General features: G+C 72.0%; 16 protein-coding genes and 1 tRNA gene. 8 read left to right on the top strand and 9 right to left on the bottom strand.

Annotation, left to right across the window (positions count from 1 at the left end; all coding sequences use genetic code 11):
- The first annotated feature begins 3 nt into the window (after positions 1-3).
- The 3 genes from K8F61_RS06195 to K8F61_RS06185 all read left to right on the top strand — a co-directional run bounded on the left by K8F61_RS06195 (position 4) and on the right by K8F61_RS06185 (position 3157).
- Positions 4-909, top strand: a complete 906-nt coding sequence (locus K8F61_RS06195) for an ABC transporter ATP-binding protein (protein WP_067244400.1) — start codon at positions 4-6, stop codon at positions 907-909.
- Entirely contained in the window at positions 906-1607 is a 702-nt protein-coding gene (locus K8F61_RS06190; RefSeq protein WP_231821046.1) for an ABC transporter ATP-binding protein, read from the top strand. Before K8F61_RS06195 ends, K8F61_RS06190 begins: the two co-directional genes overlap by 4 nt.
- 62 nt (positions 1608-1669) lie before the next feature.
- The gene (locus K8F61_RS06185) at positions 1670-3157 is read left to right on the top strand and encodes a glycosyltransferase (RefSeq protein ID WP_231821045.1); all 1488 of its coding nucleotides are present in this window, start codon (positions 1670-1672) and stop codon (positions 3155-3157) included.
- 6 nt (positions 3158-3163) lie between these two features.
- On the opposite strand, the gene K8F61_RS06180 is transcribed toward K8F61_RS06185, so the two are convergent.
- The gene (locus K8F61_RS06180; RefSeq protein WP_231821044.1) at positions 3164-4324 is read right to left on the bottom strand and encodes an acyltransferase family protein; all 1161 of its coding nucleotides are present in this window, start codon (positions 4322-4324) and stop codon (positions 3164-3166) included.
- A 95-nt stretch (positions 4325-4419) separates the two neighbouring features.
- On the opposite strand from K8F61_RS06180, the gene K8F61_RS06175 reads away from it, so the two are divergent.
- Positions 4420-5694, top strand: coding sequence for an MFS transporter (locus K8F61_RS06175; RefSeq protein WP_231821519.1), 1275 nt, complete (start codon positions 4420-4422; stop codon positions 5692-5694).
- 11 nt (positions 5695-5705) lie between these two features.
- On the opposite strand, the gene K8F61_RS06170 is transcribed toward K8F61_RS06175, so the two are convergent.
- Positions 5706-6197, bottom strand: a complete 492-nt coding sequence (locus K8F61_RS06170; RefSeq protein ID WP_219087004.1) for an Lrp/AsnC family transcriptional regulator — start codon at positions 6195-6197, stop codon at positions 5706-5708.
- A 112-nt stretch (positions 6198-6309) separates the two neighbouring features.
- Between K8F61_RS06170 and K8F61_RS06165 the strand changes: the two genes are divergently transcribed.
- Both K8F61_RS06165 and pepN read left to right on the top strand, forming a co-directional pair.
- Complete coding sequence (locus K8F61_RS06165) at positions 6310-7590, top strand: trans-sulfuration enzyme family protein (protein ID WP_231821043.1); 1281 nt, start codon at positions 6310-6312, stop codon at positions 7588-7590.
- Positions 7591-7642: 52 nt separating this feature from the next.
- A complete protein-coding gene (pepN, locus tag K8F61_RS06160) occupies positions 7643-10123 on the top strand; it encodes an aminopeptidase N (protein WP_231821042.1) in 2481 nt (826 codons plus the stop codon).
- Between the two features lie 75 nt (positions 10124-10198).
- Here pepN and K8F61_RS06155 read toward each other — a convergent pair whose 3' ends face one another.
- Entirely contained in the window at positions 10199-10783 is a 585-nt protein-coding gene (locus K8F61_RS06155; protein ID WP_231821041.1) for a GNAT family N-acetyltransferase, read from the bottom strand.
- The gene (locus K8F61_RS06150) at positions 10776-11414 is read right to left on the bottom strand and encodes an MBL fold metallo-hydrolase (protein ID WP_219087000.1); all 639 of its coding nucleotides are present in this window, start codon (positions 11412-11414) and stop codon (positions 10776-10778) included. The genes K8F61_RS06155 and K8F61_RS06150 overlap by 8 nt, the downstream gene beginning before the upstream one ends.
- A 146-nt stretch (positions 11415-11560) precedes the next feature.
- On the opposite strand from K8F61_RS06150, the gene K8F61_RS06145 reads away from it, so the two are divergent.
- Positions 11561-11633: transfer RNA gene (locus K8F61_RS06145), tRNA-Glu, on the top strand.
- A 99-nt stretch (positions 11634-11732) separates the two neighbouring features.
- Here K8F61_RS06145 and K8F61_RS06140 read toward each other — a convergent pair.
- The 5 genes from K8F61_RS06140 to K8F61_RS06120 form a co-directional block, all read right to left on the bottom strand.
- Complete coding sequence (locus tag K8F61_RS06140) at positions 11733-12044, bottom strand: DUF7882 family protein (RefSeq protein ID WP_067244417.1); 312 nt, start codon at positions 12042-12044, stop codon at positions 11733-11735.
- 6 nt (positions 12045-12050) lie between these two features.
- A complete protein-coding gene (locus tag K8F61_RS06135) occupies positions 12051-12785 on the bottom strand; it encodes a response regulator transcription factor (protein WP_231821040.1) in 735 nt (244 codons plus the stop codon).
- 72 nt (positions 12786-12857) lie between these two features.
- The gene (locus K8F61_RS06130; RefSeq protein ID WP_231821039.1) at positions 12858-13280 is read right to left on the bottom strand and encodes a nuclear transport factor 2 family protein; all 423 of its coding nucleotides are present in this window, start codon (positions 13278-13280) and stop codon (positions 12858-12860) included.
- Positions 13281-13289: 9 nt separating this feature from the next.
- The gene (locus K8F61_RS06125) at positions 13290-14582 is read right to left on the bottom strand and encodes an MFS transporter (RefSeq protein WP_231821038.1); all 1293 of its coding nucleotides are present in this window, start codon (positions 14580-14582) and stop codon (positions 13290-13292) included.
- A gap of 1 nt (position 14583) precedes the next feature.
- The gene (locus K8F61_RS06120; RefSeq protein WP_219084741.1) at positions 14584-15129 is read right to left on the bottom strand and encodes a helix-turn-helix domain-containing protein; all 546 of its coding nucleotides are present in this window, start codon (positions 15127-15129) and stop codon (positions 14584-14586) included.
- A 209-nt stretch (positions 15130-15338) separates the two neighbouring features.
- On the opposite strand from K8F61_RS06120, the gene K8F61_RS06115 reads away from it, so the two are divergent.
- Entirely contained in the window at positions 15339-15779 is a 441-nt protein-coding gene (locus K8F61_RS06115) for a hypothetical protein (RefSeq protein ID WP_231821037.1), read from the top strand.
- Position 15780 lies beyond the last annotated feature (1 nt).

The raw sequence follows: 15780 nt of genomic DNA, 5'->3' as shown, positions 1-15780 counted from the left end.
GGCATGAGCGACGCGGACGTCTTCTGCGAGGGCCTGGTGCGGATCTTCACCGCTCAGGGAGTGGAGGTGCAGGCGCTGCAGGGACTGGACCTGCGGATGAACGCCGGCGAGATGGTGGCGCTCGTCGGGGCCTCCGGTTCCGGGAAGTCGACGCTGCTGGGGATCCTCGCGGGACTCGACACGCCGACGGCGGGTTCCGCGCGGGTCGCGGGGCACGACCTCGTGACGATGCGGGGACCGGAGCGGCGGGAGTACCGCCGCCGCAGCGTGGGCTTCGTCTGGCAGCAGTCCGAACGGAACCTGCTGCCGTACCTCACCGCACGCGAGAACATCGCCATGGCGCACGCCGTGGCGCGGGTCGTCCCGCGGGACGAGCGGACGGCCGCCGCGGACGAGCTCCTGGAGCTGCTGGAGGTGGCCGACGTCGCCGATGCGCGGCCGGCGCAGCTGTCCGGAGGCCAGCGGCAGCGCGCGGCGATCGCGGTGGCCCTGGCGAACCGCCCGCGGGTGCTCCTCGCCGACGAGCCCACGGGAGAGCTCGACGAGCACACGAGCGCCGAGGTGCTGGCGGCGATGGAGACGGTCAACCGCGAGCGGGGCGTGACCACCCTGATCGTCACACACGACGCGAGCGTCTCCGAGCACGTCGACCGAACGGTCCGGATCCGCGACGGGCGCACCTCGACGGAGACGCTGCGCAGCACGCGGACGGATCACGAGGGGCGGGCGGTGCGCGTGGCCGAGGAGTACGCCGTGCTCGACCGGGCGGGACGCATGCAGCTGCCGGCGGAGTTCGTCGCGGCGCTGTCCCTGCGCGAGCGGGTGCGGCTGGGACTGGAGCCCGATCACGTCCGGGTGGAGCCGGGGGAGCGTCCCGGCGGCCGGACCGAGGCGGAGGAGACGCGATGACCGCGGTGCTGCGAGCCGAGAGACTGTCCCGGGTGTATCCCGCGCCCGCGGGCGACATCGTCGCGGTCCGCGACGCGGATCTCGAGGTCGGCGAGGGCGAGCTCGTCGTCGTGACCGGCCGCTCCGGATCCGGCAAGACGACGCTGCTGACCATGCTCGGCGGCCTCGACACGCCGACGACGGGCCGGGTTCTCGTGGACGGCGTCGATCTCGCCGATGCCGCCGCCGACCTGCCGGCACTGCTCGGCTCCCGGATCGCGTCGATCTTCCAGACGGCGGGACTCCTGCCGATCCTGTCCGCCGCGGAGAACGTCGAGGTCCCGCTGCGGATCCGCCGTGTCGACGCCGCCGAACGGGAGCGTCGCGTCGCGGAGGCGCTCGCCGCCGTCGGCCTCGCCGAGCACGCCCGTCAACGCCCGGGCGAGCTCTCCGGGGGGCAGCAGCAGCGAGTCGGCATCGCGCGCGCCCTGGTGATGGATCCAGGGATCCTGCTCGCGGACGAGCCGACCGCGCAGCTGGACAGCGAGACGGGAGCCCAGATCATGGACCTCATCGCTGCGCTCGTGCACGACCGCGGGACCGCGGCGGTCGTCGCGACGCACGACCCGGCGATGCTCGCCAGGGCGGATCGCGTCCTGGAGCTGCACGACGGGGTCCTCCGGCCGCGCGGGCCCCGGCTGCGGCGCCGGCGCTCCTGATCGCGCCCGGGGCTCGAGCGGCTCCCAGCGGGTGCATCGGGTCGGCGCCTAGGCTCGAGCTCATGCGATCCGCGGTGTCCCGATTCCCCCGAGGGAGGCACTACGCGCTCACCTGGGGCATCCCCGACAACTACGGCGGGATGACCAGCGCGATGCTGCACCGCACCCGCGCCTTCGTGGCGCTGGGCGGCGTCTCGGTGGACGTGCTCACCCTCGACGACCGGCCGGACTACGCCGCGGTGGAGGAACGGCTGCGCGCCGCCGGCGAGCTCATCGACGGGATGCGTCTGCGCAACCTGTGGGACGAGCTGCGTGTGAAGCCGCCGTCGGCCCAGCGCGACCCGATCAGCCCCGCGGCCCCGCTGGAGCCGGTCGACGGCGACCGGGTCGTCCGCGACGGCGACGTCGTCCTGCTCCGAGAGCGCAAGGACGCGGACGGCCGTTTCGTCGCCGCCGATCGGTTCCGGAGGGACGGGACCCTTCTCGCGACCGACCGCTCCGTGGACGGCCGACGGGTCGTCATCGTGCACGGCGAGGACGGCGAGCCGCTCCGGCGGTGGGGATCGACCTGGAAGCTGTACCGCTGGTGGCTGGACCGGATGATCACGCGGATGCCCAGCTACCTGCTCGTGGACTCGAAGACCGCGGCGCGGTTCGTGGCGACCTATCGGCGCGACCACGTCGTCACGGTGCACATCGTCCACGGAGGTCACCGGCGTGGCGACGCCGCCGGTACCCTCCGCGCCTCCCGCGAGTACGCGCTGCGTCGGGCGGCGGACTTCGATCTCGTCGTCGTGCTGACCGCGCGCCAGCGGGCGGACCTCGTCGCCGACGGGCTCGCGGGCGGCGCTCGGGTCAGGGTGATCCCGAACGGCGTGCCGCTGGACGCGACCGCGCACACGCGACACGCGCGGGGTCAGGGCGTCGTCGTCGCCTCCCTGACGGGGCGCAAGCGCATCGAGCTGGCCGTCGAGGCCGCGGTGCGCGCCGGTCGTGAGCAGGACGGCATCCGCCTCGACGTGTACGGTGAGGGGCCGCGAGAGGAGGCGGTCCGCGCCCGCGTCCGCGCCGACGGCGCCGAGGAGAGGATCCGCCTCCATGGCTTCCTCCCGGACGCGCGGGCCCGATTCGCCGAGGCGGACTTCAGCCTGCTGACCTCCACCTCGGAGGGGCTCCCGCTCGTGCTCGCCGAGGCGATGGCGGCCGGCTGCCTTCCGATCGCGTACGACATCCGCTACGGCCCGGCAGACCTCATCAAGGACGGCGTGAACGGGTTCCTCGTCGAGGACGGCGACGTCGATGCGATGGCGGACAGGATCGTGCGCCTGAAGCGGCTTCCGGAGGCCAAGGTCGCCGCCATGCGGCGCAGGGCCCGTGACCGCGCCCTGGCGTTCTCGGACGAGGCGGTCACGCGCGCCTGGGCGCGGGAGCTGGGCGCGGCACGGGACGCCAAGCATCTCGCGGACGCCAAGGAGAAGGGCGCCCTCGTGCGCGCGCGTCGCGTCCTCGGCGTCGTGCGGCGCCGGCTGCGCGCTCTCCGCGCCGGCTGACCGCGCTCAGCCGGTCTCGGGCTGTGCGCGGCCGAGACGATCGCCGATCGCGGAGGCCCGGGCGCCGCACCAGGCGCCCACCGTGCGCGACAGGCGGTGCGACGGGCGTTCGACGAGCCGGTGGAACACCGGAGCCAGGAGGAGGCTGAGCGGGATGCCGAGGAGGCAGGCGAGCCACCAGCGGTCGGGGCCGAGCGCGTAGCCGAGCGTTCCGAGGATCGGCGCGTGGATCAGGTAGAGGCTGAACGAGACCCGGCCGAGCCACTGCGCCGGAGCCGTGTCGAGCACCCGTGCGGCGCGCGGCCAGACGATGGCGAGGACGACGATCAGGGCGGCTCCGACCGCGGACACACCCCACAGGATGTGGTCCGCGGAGCCGCCGCGCGTCGTGATCGGGCGCGCGAGCCAGCTCGCGATGAGCAAGGCACACGCCGCCGCGAACAGGACCGGGAGGAAGGGGCGCACGCGGGGCCGCGCGGCGAGAGCCCGCAGATCGTCCAGGTGCACGGCGATCACCGTGCCCAGGAGGAAGACGGGCAGGTACACGAGCACCTCGTTGCCCGTCAGCCGTCCGATCACGATCACCAGCGCAGCGCCCGCGGCCACGGCCGCGGAATGCCGGCGCGAGCGCAGCGCCACCCACACGAACACGGGCAGCAGCAGCGAGAAGAAGACCTCCCAGCGCAGGGACCACAGCACGTTGTCGATGTCGTAGGAGGGACGCATCAGCGACGCCTCGGACAGCAGGGCGCCGGGGGAGACGGACGAGGCCTGCGCATCGCGCATCCACGAGCCCTCGGGCATCTGTGAGCGATCCCGGGGAAGGAGCACGATGAGCGCCGCGGCGAACAGGAGCGCGGCGGCGACCGGGACGTAGAGGCGCAGCAGCCGCGCCGGGTAGTAGCGAGCCCAGTCGAAGCCGCCGCGGAGGGCGGGAAGGGCCACGACGATCCCGGACAGGACGAAGAAGATGAGCACGGACTCGGTCCCCGCCAGCAGCAGCTTGAGCGGGGTCTCGGTCAGCGCTGTCCAGGCCGCGGGGTCCAGCCACGGACGGGCGACGAGCGAGGCGTGGTACAGCAGGACCACCAGTGCGGCGACCCCTCGAAGGCCGTCGAGTCCGGTGATCCTGCCCTGCGTCGTCCTGCTGCTACCGCTCTGAGACATCCCGCTCCACGCTACGTCGCGCGCCTGGACGCGACCTGACCGGATGCTCGGCGCCGGATGTCCGAGGCCTCCGGCAGACTGTCCTGGTGACGGGAATGAGAGCATTCTGGGCGGCACTGCCCACCCCCGGTCGGTGGCTGCTGTCCACCGTCGCGATCCAGACCCTGGGGCGCGGCCTGACCCTCCCCTTCACGATCATCTACCTGCACGAGGTGCGGGGGTTCGACCTCGGGCTGTCGGGGGCGCTCATGAGCGTCATCGCGGTCACCGGGCTCGTCGTGACAGGTCCCGGGGGCACGCTCATCGACCGGTACGGCGCGCGGCGCGTGCTCCTCGTCGGACTCGTGGCGATGATCGCCGGGTGCGCGCTGCTCGCCTTCGCGACGCATCCCGTCGCCGCCGCGCTCGCGCTCGTGCTCATCGGCGTGAACTTCGGGGTCTCCTGGCCGGGATTCAACGCGCTGATCGCGTCGATCGTCGACGGCGAGGTGCGCCAGCAGTACTTCGGCGTGAACTTCGCCCTGGTGAACCTGGGCATCGGCGTCGGCGGGATCGTCGGCGGGTTCTTCGTCGACGTGCAGCGCCCGGAGACCTTCACCGCGATCTTCCTCGTCGACGCCGCCACGAGCCTCATCCCGATGGCGCTGCTGCTCGGCCCGCTCCGCCATGTGCGGACCGCGCACGGCCCCGAGGGAGAGGGGGCGGCGCCGGTGGAGGGGTACCGGCGGATCCTTCGCCGTCCGGCGGTGCTCTGGGTGACCCTCCTCACGTTCCTGTCGGTCTTCATCGGGTACGGGCAGATGGAGGCCGGGTTCCCGGCGTTCGCGCGTCAGGTCGCCGGGGTGTCGACGCAGGTGGTCGGGCTGTCGTTCGCCGTCAACACGGCGGTGATCGTCCTGCTGCAGTTCGCGGTCCTCCGGCTGATCCGCGGGCATCGGCGAACCCGGGTGATGCAGGTCATGGCGCTCACCTGGGCCGTGTCCTGGGTGCTGCTGGGCGCCTCGGGACTGCTTCCCGGATCGCTCGTCGCCGCCATCGGCGTGCTGGCGTACATGGGAGTGTTCGCGTTCGGCGAGACGATGCTCCAGCCCACGGTGCCCGCGGTCTACAACGACCTGGCCTCCGACCGCAACCGCGGGCGCTACAACGCGATCAACTCGGCGGCGTTCCAGGGCGGCGCGATCGCCGGGCCGGTCGCGGCGGGCGTGCTGCTCGGGCGCGGGTGGGATCTCGGCTTCGTGGCCGTGATGATCCTCGGATGCGCGGCGATCGCCGTCCTCGCGCTGGCGCTGGAACGGCGGCTGCCCGCCGAGGCGAACGGAGCGGTCGCGTCGCGCGGCACCGTAGCGGAGGAGACCGGGACCCGGTGACGGGCGGGGCGTCAGCCCAGCACGCCGACGCCCTCGCGCCGCTCGAAGACCAACTGGGTCTCGGTGGCCCGCACGACGTCGTGGACCGTGATGTGCTCGAGCACGATGTCCCGCAGCGCGGCGGCGTCGGAGACGGCCACGTGCACGAGGAAGTCGTCCGCGCCGGCGATGTGGAACACCTGGAGGACGCCGCTCGTGCGTTGGAGCGCGCGGAACAGGTCCTCCACCCCGGACTTGCTGTGGTTGGCGAGCCGCACCCGGATCACCGCCTGGACGGGGCGGCCGAGTCTCGTCATGTCCACGAGCACGGCGGTCCCCGTGATCACGCCGCGTTCCCGGAGCAGGCGGAGCCGATAGGCGCAGGTCGACTCGGCCATGCCGAGACCGGCGGCGAGCGCTTTCACCGTGGAGTCGGGGTGCTCGACGTAGGCGCCGAGCAGGCGCAGGTCGACGTCGTCCAGCGGGGCACGAGCCGAGGAAGAGGGGTGTTGTCCGTCGTGCAAGGCGCGAGCTCCTCCGGTCACCGGTATTGGTCGTTCTCCAAGATCATTCCGAATTCTTGCGGTGTGGACAAGGCATCTGGCCCTGACGTGCGTCAGCAATCAGGGTGGAGGGATGAGGAAGACGGATTCGCACTTCGACACCCGCGCCGTGCACGCCGGCCGTGACGACCTGACCGCCCTCGGCGTGCACGCGGTCCCCATCGACCTGTCGTCCACGAACCCGCTGCCCGACATCCTGCACGGCGGCGACTCGTACGAGTCGATGGCCAACGGCGGGCACCCGCTGCCGGAGGGCGGCAACGTCTACGCGCGACTGTGGAATCCCACGGTCGCACGGTTCGAGGAGGCACTGGCGGAGCTGGAGGGGGCGCAGGCCGCCGTCGCGTTCAGCTCGGGGATGGCCGCGATGACCGCGGCGATCCTCGCGCACACCACCGCTCGCGGCAAGAGCCACGTGGTGGCCGTCCGCCCGCTGTACGGAGGGACGGACCACCTGCTGGACTCCGGGCTGCTCGGCGCGGAGGTCACGTTCTGCGCCGAGGACGAGGTCTCGCACGCGCGGCGTCCGGACACCGGGCTGATCGTGCTGGAGAGCCCGGGCAACCCGACGCTGGACCTCGTGGACATCGCGGGCGTCGTCGCCCAGGCGGACGGGATACCGGTGCTCGTGGACAACACCTTCGCGACCCCGATGCTGCAGAACCCCGTCGCGCTCGGGGCGGCGATGTCGCTGCACAGCGCCACGAAGTACATCGGCGGTCACGGGGACGTCATCGCGGGCGTGATCGCGTGCTCCGAGGAGACCGCCGAGGCCCTGCGCCGCGTCCGTGCGATCACCGGCGCCCTGCTGCATCCGCTCGGCGCGTATCTGCTCCATCGCGGGCTCGCCACGCTGCCGATCCGCATGCGGACGCAGCAGGCCTCCGCCCAGCGCGTCGCCGACTGGCTGGCCGAGCGCCCCGAGGTCGCCGAGGTCCGCTACCCGGGGCGGGACGAGCGCCGTGGTCTCGTGGGGACCCAGATGCGCGGGCCGGGGGCGATGATCGCGATCCGGCTCCACGGCGGCTACGCCGCCGCCTCTGCGGTGACCGGAGCGGTCCGTCTCTTCACGCACGCGGTGTCCCTGGGCGGCGTGGACTCGCTGATCCAGCATCCGGCCGCCCTCACGCACCGCCCGGTCGCCCCCGAGGCTCGCCCGGGTGCCGATGTGCTGCGCCTGTCGATCGGGCTCGAGGACGTCGACGACCTCCTCGCGGATCTGGACTCGGCCCTGCGCCAGGCCACGGCGGCCAGCACCGGCGCGGGTGCCCCCGTCGGCGACCGCGAGGCCGGCGCGGAACGCGACGGCGCACGAGAAGGCCGGCAGGCGGTCCCGGTGCCGGCGTCGCAGTGAGGGCGGCGGCTGCGCGGCCGGACGGTCGCGCGCCTCGTGGAACGATGGAGGGATGACCTCTGCGAACCTCACCCGGGAAGAGACCGCCGCGCGATCCGCGGCCATCGGCCTCCAGCGCGTCCGCGTCGAGCTGGACCTGAGCGGAGCCCCGGATCCGTCCCGTTCCGGATTCCCGACGAACACGACGCTCGAGTTCGATGCGACGGCGCCGGAGACGTGGATCGACTTCATCGGCGAGGGAGTGAGCCGGGTGACGCTGAACGGCGTCGACCAGGAGGTGCGCTACGACGGCGCGCGGATCACGGTGTCGGGTCTGGCGCCGCACAACGTCGTGACCGTCGAGGCGACGGGCGCCTACAGCAGGTCCGGGGAGGGGCTCCACCGCTTCTCGGACCCGGTCGACGGTCACACCTACCTCTACACGCAGTACGAACCGGCCGACTCCCGGAGGGTGATGGCCTGCTTCGAGCAGCCGGACATGAAGGCCTCCTACACCTTCGTGGTCCGCGCCCCGGAGGGGTGGCAGGTGCTGTCGAACCAGAGCGCGGTCGGCACGTCGGCCGCCCGCGGGGTCCAGACGGTGGAGTTCGCACCGACGCTGCCCATCTCCAGCTACATCACGGCGGTCGCGGCCGGTCCTTACCACCGCATCGACGCGGCCTGGGATCACGGCGGGCAGTCCGTCGCCCTGGGCGTGCTGTGCCGTGCCTCGCTCGCGGAGCACCTCGACGCGGACGAGATCGTGACGATCACCCGCCAGGGCCTGGACTTCTTCACCGAGGCGTTCGGCTACGACTACCCGTGGGGGAAGTACGACCAGATCTTCGTCCCGGAGTACAACCTCGGGGCCATGGAGAACCCGGGGCTCGTGACGTTCACAGAGGCGTACGTGTTCCGCGGCGCCGCGACGCGCGCCCAGCATCAGGCGCGCGCGAACACGATCCTGCACGAGATGGCGCACATGTGGTTCGGCGACCTCGTCACCATGCGCTGGTGGGACGATCTCTGGCTGAAGGAGTCGTTCGCGGACTACATGGGCTCCCACGCGTCGGTGGCCGCGACCGCGTTCACCGACGCCTGGGTCGCTTTCGCGAACCGTCGGAAGGCCTGGGCCTACACGCAGGACCAGCTGCCGACGACGCATCCGGTCGTCGCGGACATCCCCGACCTGGAGGCGGCGAAGCTGAACTTCGACGGGATCACCTACGCCAAGGGCGCGGCGGTGCTCAAGCAGCTCGTCGCGTTCGTGGGCGAAGAGGCCTTCTTCGAGGGCGCCCGCCGGTACTTCGCCCGGCACGCGTTCGGCAACACGACGCTGGAGGACCTGCTCGTCGAGCTCGCCGACGCCTCCGGCCGGGATGTCAGGACGTGGTCGCAGGCGTGGCTGGAGACCACCGGCGTCACGACGCTGTGGCTGGAGCGCTCGTCGTCGGGATCGGCGGAGGTCGTGCAGTCGGCGCCCCGCCCGCACCGGCTGCAGATCGGTCTCTACGACCGGGTCGACGGCGCGCTGACCCTGCGGGAGCGCGTGCCCGCGGACATCGCGCAGGAGCGGACGCCGGTGGATCTGCCGGCCGCCGACCTGACCCTCCTGAACGACGGGGACCTGACCTACGCGAAGGTCCGCCTCGACGAGCGCTCCCTCGCCACCGTGGAGGAGGGTCTGTCGACCCTGGAGGACCCGCTGGCGCGGGCGCTGGTCTGGTCGGCGCTGTGGAACGCGACCCGTGACGGCGAGCTGCCCGTCGCGCGTTACCTGGGTATCGTGCGAGACCATGCTCCCCGGGAGAGCGACAGCGCGCTGCGAAACGGCGTGCTGCTCAACGTCGCCTTCGCGGTCGGTCATTACACACCGGAGGCCGGCCGGGCGGGTGCCCGGCGTGAGTGGCTGGAGACGTGCTGGGCGGCGCTCGGGGACGCCGACCCCAGCAGCGATGCGCAGCTGGCCTGGGCCCGGGCGTTCGCCTCGGCCGCGGCCGTCGACGATGCCCGTCACGCAGAGGTGCGCGCGCTCCTCGACGGGAAGGCGCCGGCGGGGCTTCCCCTCGATCCGGATCTCCGCTGGGAGCTCGTGGTCGCGCTCGCGGCGACCGGCCACGCGGACGAGTCGGCGGTCGCCGCCGAGCTGCGCCGCGACGATACAGCGAGCGGGCGTACCGCAGCGCTCGCCGCGCGCCGTTCCTTCCCGACGGCGGGCGTGCGTGCCGAGGCGTGGAAGGCGGCGTGGACGGATCAGAGTCTCAGCAACGACCACCTCGACGCCACGATCCGCGGCGTGCGGGCGGGCGCGCGCCGGGATCTGATCGAGGCGCACGACGCCGACTACTTCGCGCGGATCCGCGACGCGTGGGAGCAGCGGAGCATCGAGATCGCCCAGCGGCTGGTGATCGGGCTGTTTCCCGCGGCGGCGTCGACGGAGGCCGTCGACGCCTGGCTCGCGGCCAACGCCGATGCTCCGGCGGCGCTGCGGCGGATCGTGGTCGAGCAGCGCGACCACCTGGCCCGCGACCTCCGCGTTCGCGCCGCCCAGTAACGGCCCCGAGCCCCACCGGAGCCCCCGGCGTCGAAACCCCCTCGCCGCGCCGAGACCCCCTCTGAAATCCGTGTTTCAGAGGGGGTGCGGGCGGGCAGAGGGGGTGTCGACGCTCCGGTCGACGCTCATCCCCATGACGGTCCGGACGATCCACGGGTGTGCGTGGTCGTCGGCGATGTGCGTCATCCCGAGCTTCTCCGCGACCCGACGGGACGCGGCGTTCTCGGGATGGATGATGGCCGTCAGCAGCGTGGGCGCGAAGTGCAGGCGGACGAGGTCCACGCACGCCTGCGCGGCCTCGGTGGCGTACCCCACGCCCTGGAGCTCCGGGCGCACGTGGTAGCCCACTTCGCGCACCCGGATGCCGTTGTAGGTCTGCCAGGTGATGCCGCAGTCGCCGACGAAGTCGCCGTCGAGGGTCTCCACGACCCAGAGCCCGTGCCCGTCCTCGTCGTAGCGGCGCTGCTGGTTCGCGATCCACGCCGCGCTCTCGGCACGGGTCCGCGGCGCGGGATAGTACGCCATGACCTCCGGGTCGCCGAGCAGCCGGGCGATGTCGTCGAGGTCCGAGGGGCCCATCGGGCGGAAGCGGAGCCGTGCGGTCGGCGCGGGCAGGAACGGGGGAGGAGCGACGGAGGGGGAGCGCGGCGGCTCAGTCATCGAGCGCGTCGCCGGGCTCCAGGGCGAGGAACTCGCCGCCGCCCTGCTCCGTCGCCCACTGCAGACGTTGACGGTGCATGTTCTTGCCGATGACGGACAGCGTCATGTCGTGGGTGCCGAAGGCGCGCCGCGGCTTCACGGCGAGCACGAAGTCGATCGCGTCGCTCACGCGCAGCCAGGGGGCGCCGAGCGGAGCGGCCAGGATCCCGACCTCGACCCCCTCCGGGACGGCGTAGGAGTCGCCGGGGTAGTAGAACTCGTCGTTCACCAGCACCCCGACGTTCTCGACGAGCGGGATCGAGGAGTGGATGACCTCGTGCGTCCCGCCGAAGAAGCGGAGCGTGAACGACCCGACGGCGACCGTGTCCCCGGGCTCGACCTCGTTGACCGGAATCGGGTCGATCGACCGAGCGACGGCGGCGGGGGCGTAGACCGGCGTTCCCGGGGCGTCGCGGAGGATCCGCTCGAGCTGCGCCGGATCGACGTGGTCCGGGTGCTCGTGGGTGATGACGACCGCGACGAGGTGATCGAGATCGGCCAGGGGGAGGGTGAACATCCCGGGGTCGAGGATCAGGGTCTCGCCGTGGTCGTCGATCCGGACGGTGGCGTGTTCGTGCTTGGTGACGCGCATGGGACGAGTCAACTCCCCTCCGGCGCCGGAGGCAAACGACCGTTCGACACTCCCGGGATCCGCGATCGCCCGCCGTCGATTTTGCGAGCGCACAGCGTCATGTCATACTTGAACGGTTGTCGCGAGACGGAAAGCCTCGCGGAAACGGCCCCATCGTATAGCGGCCTAGTACGCCGCCCTCTCACGGCGGTAACGCGGGTTCGAATCCCGCTGGGGTCACCGAAGAGCGAAGGCCCCCGGCATTGCCGGGGGCCTTCGTCGTTCCCCGCCCCGAGCTGACCGGTGCGGGGCGGGGAAGCTCGGGACGGAACCGGCGGATCATCCTCGGCGCCCCATGTCCTCGGCGGTGAGGCGGATGCCCTCCGTCGAGCTCGCCGACCTCGCGAGCTCCATGAGGTACTGCCGATTCAGCGTCGGCGGTTCGGACCCGTCGAAGTCGAACCGCAGTGCGATGGCGGGGTGGATCCAGATCGAACTGCGTCCGGTCGGCTCGTCGTCGCAGTGCGGCCAGGAGACGGTGAAGCTCTCACCACGGCGCAGCTTCGTCGTCATCACGAGAGTGAGGTGGGCGAGAGTCCGGTCCTCGACGTGGATCGGGGAGGAGGTCCCGCCATAGTGAATGCGTCCCACGCCGTCCTACACCTGTCCGCGGGACTCATCCGCGGGAGCCGGGAGCTCGGGCTCGCGCACGCGGCGACGGTCCGGTCGGAAGCCGTGTTCGACGCCCCACAGCACTGCCTCGGTACGCGAGCGCGCACCGATGCGACGGTACGCGGACCGGATGAAGGTCTTCACGGAGTTGATCGAGAGGCGGGTGCGCTCGGCGATGTCGGTGTTGGAGAAGCCCTGCGTGATGAGCGCGAGGATCTCGGACTCGCGAGCGGTGAGGCCCTCCTCCCGGCCGGGCCAGTCCCCGCCCGTGGGAGCGGGTGCGCTCCGTCCGTCGACCCAGACCTGCGATCGCCCCGCATGGATCTCCCGCAACGCGGTGACGAGCTGTGCCGCGGTGACGCCCTTGGAGACGTAGCCTCCCGCGCCGTTGGTGATGGCGGCGCGGATCACGGACTCGTCGAGGACCCACGAGTACACCACCACGCGGCCGACTCGCGGGTTCGCGGACAGCTCGTGGACGTCCTCGCGGTCACCCTGCGTGGATGCGAACGTGTCGTACAGGGCGATGTCGACGTCGTCCGCCACGGGTGTGTTCAGATCCAGCTCGACGACCTGGATCACGTCCTGATAGGCGCGCATCATCCCGGCGAGACCGTGCGCGACCACCTCGTAGTCGTTCACCAGGGCGACGCGGAGCGCGGTCGCATCCGGATCGGCCGACGGTTCGTCCGAGCGGCGCGAGGGACCCTCTGGTGACATGATCCCCACGGTACGGGGGAGCGGGCTGCCTGTCTTCACCCCTAGGGGTGAAGACGCTCTCGGCACGCGCCGCTAGCGGCGTACGGGGTGCCGCTCGCTCCACGCGACGCGGATCTCGCGCTCGGCGAATCGCCATCCCTGCGCTGTCCGGCGGAAGCGATCGTGGTAGCGGAGGAGCAGCGTGAGGTCGACATGCCCGTCCTCGTTCGACAGGAGATGGTGCGCGGTGCAGGAGGTCTCCCCGGTCGCCTCGTCGCCGAGGAGGACGGAGCGGTGGTTCCCGAGGAAGTGGAAGGTCTCGACGAAGCGGTCCAAGCGCGCAATGGCGGTGGCGATCTCGGCCCGTCCCGCGTGGGTCCCATCCGGAGCGTGCAGGACGCCGTCCGGGAGGAACAGGGCGGCGAGCTCCGCGCCCGCCCGGTCGTCCGCGCAGCGCGCGTAGCTCTCGACGAGATCGCGCAGCGAGAGCCGGTCCTCGACGTCGGTGATCCTCATCCGCGCACTCTATCGAGCGCTTGGTCGGTGCTCAACAGCGGTCCCCGCGGCCTCGGCGCGGCTCCCCTCCCGCAGCGCGATGGCCCGCAGCGCGGGGGTGCGCAGCGGGAGGACCATGATCAGCGCGAGTGACGCACCGTAGAGGGCGAACGGCATCCAGAGGGGGAGGGCGGACGCGAGAGCGCCGAAGCCGGCCATCGCGACGGGCATGAGGACGTCGTCGCCGAGTCGGGTCACCGACGACATGCGACCGAGATAGTCCGGCGCCACGGTCGCCGCGAACGTCGCGCCCAGCAGGACGGACGCGTACCCCGCGGTGAGTCCGATCACGAGACACGCCGCGCCGATCGCGACCGGGGAGCCGATCCCAAGGACCGCGATCGCCGCCCCCTGCGCGATGAGGGCGCGGAACGCGGCGACCGCCTCGCGGCGGGGACGGAATCGCACCACGGCGAGCGCACCGGCCAGCGCACCGCCGCCGACGAGCGCCTCGAAGAGCCCCACGGCTCCGGCGCCCCAGCCGTGGGCATGCGCCTGGAGGGCGAGGCCGATGGCGAGGGCGGGGCCGACGGCGAGGTTGAGCCCGGACAACGACAGGACGAGCGTGCGCGTGGCGGGCTCGCGCCGGAGATGGCCGAAGCCGCGGGCGACCCCGCGCAGCACCGACTCTCCGTCCGAGGACCGCGGCAGCGCGAAGCGCGCACGCAGCCAGAGGGTGAGGAAGGCGATCACGACGGTGAACGTCACCGCGTCGATCGCTGCGCTTCCGCCGATCCCGAACAGGGCGACGAGGAGGCCCCCGACGGCGGCGCCGGCCATCGTTCCCAGACGGCCCAGTGTCTGGCTGAGCGCCGAATAGGCGGGCAGGTCGGCGGTCCGGACGAGCCGGCGCGGCATGGTCCCCGCCGCGGGCTCGTAGAAGGCGTCGCAGATCCCGAACGCCACCGTCGCGAGGAGGAGCAGCCCGACCGTCGGCGCGGAGGACAACGCCCAGAGCGCGGCTCCGACCAGCACGGCCACGCGGATCCCGTTGAACAGCAGCATCATCCGCCGGGCGTCCGTCCGGTCCGCGACGGCCCCGCCCAGGATGAGGATCACGGCGCGCGGCACCGTTCCGGCGGCGACGACGAGCCCGGCGATGGCCGGTGAGGCGATCTGCACGGCCGTCCAGGCCACCGCGATGGTCCACACGGCGTCACCGGCGTCGGAGAGCGCTTTGACGACCAGCCACGACTGGACCATGCGGTCCCTTCGGAAGGGCGGCGGCTCGCGCAGAAGGCGCGGCTGGGGTGCGGTTGTCATCTCAGCCCTCCGTGGGGAATCCGTGTGCGAAGAAGAAGACCGGGATGCGCTCCCTGCCGTCTCCTCGGTCGATGTCGTGTGCCCAGTCGCGGACCACGGCGTTGATGCGGTCTCCGAGGTCCGCCAGTTCGCCCGGGGTCGCCCATGCGAGGGTGTCCGTGCTGAAGGCGTCGTAGCCGGGGGTCTCGGCCGACGGTCGTCGCCGAGCGCGCTGCAGTCGCTCGATCTGCGCGCGGATGTTCTGCCGTTCGGCCTCTCGGGCCAGGAGCGCGTCGGCGGGGGAGTCGGCGAAATCGTCGGCGGACCAGGTGAAGCCGCGTCGGGCCAGGCGCCACCAGCTGGCACGCCGGTCGCCGTCGGGCGCCTCTGCGCGCTCCACGACCCCGGCGCGCTCCAGCATCCTCAGGTGGTGGCTGATGCTGCCGACCTGTGCGTCGAGGCGCCGTGCGAGCACGGTGACCTGCGCTGTGTCGTGGAGCACGAGGTGGTCGACGATGCGTCGCCGGAGCGGGTGGTGCACGGCGGTGATGACGGAGATCTGTTCCACGCCGACCACGGTAGGGCGGGGATCCGAATTCAACAAGAGTTCTTGTATACCCCGGAAAATCAGGGAACAGGCGCGTTCTCACGCACGCGTTCAGGATCCGGGGAGATCGATCAGGAACCGAGAAGTGACGCCGGTACGGATCCGCGTAGCCTCGGATCCGTACCGGGCGGGAGCGCCCGGGCCACGGACACGATGATGACGGAGGAGACATGGCCAAGGACGAGGCTTCTGCGGGGCTGAGCAAGGAGGAGCGCGAGGCGGTCAAGCAGCGCGCGAAGGAGCTGCGCGAGCAGGAGAAGGCGGGGAAGAACCGTGCCGCGGGCGAGAAGGCGGTGAAGGAGGCCATCGACGCCCTGGAGCCCGAGGACAGGGTGCTCGGCGAGGGTCTGTACCGGGTGGTCTCCGCCGTGGCGCCCGATCTCGTGCCGAAGACCTATTACGGGATGCCCGGGTTCGCCAACGGCGAGGGCAAGATCGTCGTATTCCTCTCGCCCGCGAAGAAGTTCAACACCCGCTACGCGACGATCGGGTTCGAGGATCGCGCGGCGCTCGACGACGGCGACATGTGGCCGGTCGGGTTCGCGGTGCGCTCGTGGACGCCGGAGGTCGAGGAGCGGGTCACGGACCTGGTCCGCCGCGCCGTGAGCTGAC

Origin of the sequence: Microbacterium resistens (assembly GCF_021172025.1) — a bacterium.
Lineage (GTDB): Bacteria > Actinomycetota > Actinomycetes > Actinomycetales > Microbacteriaceae > Microbacterium > Microbacterium resistens.
The sequence above is the reverse complement of the archived record's forward strand: the minus strand, read 5'-3'. Positions and strand labels throughout refer to the sequence as shown.

Bases quoted from the DNA above. Each gene is read 5' to 3' on its own strand.
- K8F61_RS06135 (WP_231821040.1), bottom strand. From the start codon at position 12,785: ATGTCACCAGAGGGTCCCTCGCGCCGCTCGGACGAACCGTCGGCCGAT.
- K8F61_RS06175 (WP_231821519.1), top strand. From the start codon at position 4,420: ATGAGAGCATTCTGGGCGGCACTGCCCACCCCCGGTCGGTGGCTGCTG.
- K8F61_RS06190 (WP_231821046.1), top strand. From the start codon at position 906: ATGACCGCGGTGCTGCGAGCCGAGAGACTGTCCCGGGTGTATCCCGCG.
- pepN (WP_231821042.1), top strand. From the start codon at position 7,643: ATGACCTCTGCGAACCTCACCCGGGAAGAGACCGCCGCGCGATCCGCG.
- K8F61_RS06130 (WP_231821039.1), bottom strand. From the start codon at position 13,280: ATGAGGATCACCGACGTCGAGGACCGGCTCTCGCTGCGCGATCTCGTC.
- K8F61_RS06185 (WP_231821045.1), top strand. From the start codon at position 1,670: ATGCGATCCGCGGTGTCCCGATTCCCCCGAGGGAGGCACTACGCGCTC.
- K8F61_RS06180 (WP_231821044.1), bottom strand. From the start codon at position 4,324: ATGTCTCAGAGCGGTAGCAGCAGGACGACGCAGGGCAGGATCACCGGA.
- K8F61_RS06115 (WP_231821037.1), top strand. From the start codon at position 15,339: ATGGCCAAGGACGAGGCTTCTGCGGGGCTGAGCAAGGAGGAGCGCGAG.
- K8F61_RS06125 (WP_231821038.1), bottom strand. From the start codon at position 14,582: ATGACAACCGCACCCCAGCCGCGCCTTCTGCGCGAGCCGCCGCCCTTC.
- K8F61_RS06195 (WP_067244400.1), top strand. From the start codon at position 4: ATGAGCGACGCGGACGTCTTCTGCGAGGGCCTGGTGCGGATCTTCACC.
- K8F61_RS06155 (WP_231821041.1), bottom strand. From the start codon at position 10,783: ATGACTGAGCCGCCGCGCTCCCCCTCCGTCGCTCCTCCCCCGTTCCTG.
- K8F61_RS06150 (WP_219087000.1), bottom strand. From the start codon at position 11,414: ATGCGCGTCACCAAGCACGAACACGCCACCGTCCGGATCGACGACCAC.
- K8F61_RS06165 (WP_231821043.1), top strand. From the start codon at position 6,310: ATGAGGAAGACGGATTCGCACTTCGACACCCGCGCCGTGCACGCCGGC.